Genomic DNA, 2373 nt, shown 5'->3' on the forward strand with positions numbered 1-2373 from the left:
GGGGCCGCTTGTGGCTTTACCGGGTTGGCCGGCCAGGCCTTGCGGTCCAGGTCCAGGTCAGGGAACTGGCTGGAGTCGAACACTGGGGTCTTGATGCCCGCAGCACGCTGGTTGTCGTAGTCGTTCAGGATGCGCATGGCGATCTTGAACAGGAACGCCAGGGCGAACAGGTTGACGAACGCCAGCATGGTCATGGTGATGTCGGCGAAGGCGAACACAGTGCTCAGGTTCTCGATGGAGCCCCAGAAAATCAGCACCAGCACCAGTGCGCGGTAGCCCATCAGCACCTTGCGGTTGTTGCCGACCAGGAAGCGCAGGTTGCTCTCGCCCAGGTAGTAGTTGTACATGATCGAAGTGAACACGAACAACGCCAGGGCCACCGAGATGAACATGCGGCCCCAGTCACCGACCACGGCCGCCAGGGAGTTCTGGGTCAGGGCAATGCCGTCGCCTTCGAAGCCTGGGGTGTAGAAACCGGAGAGCAGGATCAGCAGCGCAGTGCAGGTGCAGATCACGAAGGTGTCGAGGAACACGCTGAACGCCTGGACCACGCCTTGGGCGATCGGGTGTTCCACGGAGGCCACTGCCGCCACGTTAGGCGCACTGCCCAAGCCGGCTTCGTTGGCGAACACGCCGCGCTTCACGCCCATGATGATTGCGCTGCCCACCAGGCCACCGAAGGCTTGGTCGAGACCGAAGGCGCTCTTGACGATGGTCGCGAGCATGGCCGGTACGTGATCGAATTGCAGCACGATCACGTAGAGGGTCACGGCGATATAGACCAGGGTCTTGACCGGCACCAGCAGGTCGGCAATCGAGGCAATGCGCTTGATCCCGCCGATGAACACCAGGCCCAGCAATACCGCCAGGGCCAGGCCGGTGTAGGTGGTGTCGAGACCGAAAGCGTTGTTCAGCGAGTGGGTCACGGCGTGGGCTTGCAGGCCATTGAAGGCAAAGCCGAAGGTCACCAGCAGCAGGAACGCCATCAGCATGCCCAGCCAGCGTTTTTGCAGGCCGTGCTGGATGTAATAAGCCGGGCCGCCACGGAAGGTGCCTTCCGCATCAGTACGCTTGTACAGCTGGCCGAGGGAGCACTCGATAAAGCTCGAAGACATGCCCACCAATGCGGTGACCCACATCCAGAACACGGCACCCGGACCACCCAGCGTCACGGCGATGCCGACACCGGCAATGTTACCGGCACCGACGCGGCCAGCCAGGCTGAGCATCAGCGCCTGGAACGAGCTGAGCTGGTCGGAACTGTTTTTCAGGCTGTCGCGAAACACCGAAAACATGTGGAAAAAGTGACGCAATTGAACGAAACGCGAGCGGATCGTGAAATAACCGCCGAGCCCGACAATGAGCACGATCAGTACTTTCCCTGAGAGGAAGTCGTTGATGACTTCGAGCATGGAGTGTTCCTCGCTGATTTTTCTAATGGCAAACGCAGGACGGTCCGAGCCCTCGCATGGCACCAGGCAGTGCGCGACGGTTCGACCCCAATCCTTTTGCGGGTGTTGTTATTCATGCGCTTTCGCGTTATTTCCGGGCCTCGTTACCGACGGCCGCAGACGCGAAGAGGGGCGGCACTATACCTAGGCGAGCGTGATCCGTCTGCACGGGGCGATTAAAGGTTTCAGCCGAGTTGTTACTGGGGCGGTGGGTTTGCAGGGCGATATTGGAGTTTTTATGAGCGTCATTTCACAACCTTGAGGCAAAAAAAAGGGCCTGAAGAACGAGCCTTCAGGCCCTCAAAAGGTGAGAGGTGTCTAGTCCCTCAACCTGGTGAGCGGTGCAACAGACGCTTAGGCCTTCAGTGGAACCAAGCGTGGGGCAATCATGTTTTCGGGGCGCAGGATGTCGTCGAGCATGGCGTCGTCGAGCAAGCCTTCTTCGCGCACCAGTTCCAGCACGCCGCGGCCGCTTTCAAGGGCGATACGGGCGATGCGGGTGGCGTTTTCATAGCCGATGTACGGGTTCAGCGCGGTGACCAGGCCGATGGAGTGCTCCACCAGCTCGCGGCAGCGGGCTTCGTTGGCGGTGATGCCCGTGATGCAGTGCTCGCGCAGCATGTCCATGGCACGTTGCAGCAGGCGGATCGAATCGAAGATCTTGAAAGCGATCAGCGGTTCCATCACGTTCAGTTGCAACTGGCCGCCTTCGGCCGCCATGGTCAGCGCCAGGTCGTTACCGATGACTTGGAACGCGACTTGGTTCACGGCTTCCGGGATCACCGGGTTGACCTTGCCGGGCATGATCGAGCTGCCTGGCTGACGCGCTGGCAGGTTGATCTCGTTGATGCCGGTGCGTGGGCCGCTGGACAGCAGGCGCAGGTCGTTGCAGATCTTCGACAACTTCACGGCGGTACGCTTG

The 2373-nt window shown here is 60.5% G+C and carries 2 protein-coding genes; both read right to left on the reverse strand.

Annotated features, from left to right (window positions below; translation table 11 throughout):
- On the reverse strand, window positions 1-1412 hold a 1412-nt coding region (locus tag ACRESD_RS08430; protein WP_431750507.1), incomplete at its 3' end, for an alanine/glycine:cation symporter family protein.
- Window positions 1413-1805: 393 nt separating this feature from the next.
- Window positions 1806-2373 (reverse strand): lyase family protein (locus ACRESD_RS08435; RefSeq protein ID WP_431750508.1); only part of this gene is annotated, 568 nt, incomplete at its 5' end.

Source organism: Pseudomonas sp. (assembly GCF_050739995.1).
GTDB lineage: Bacteria > Pseudomonadota > Gammaproteobacteria > Pseudomonadales > Pseudomonadaceae > Aquipseudomonas.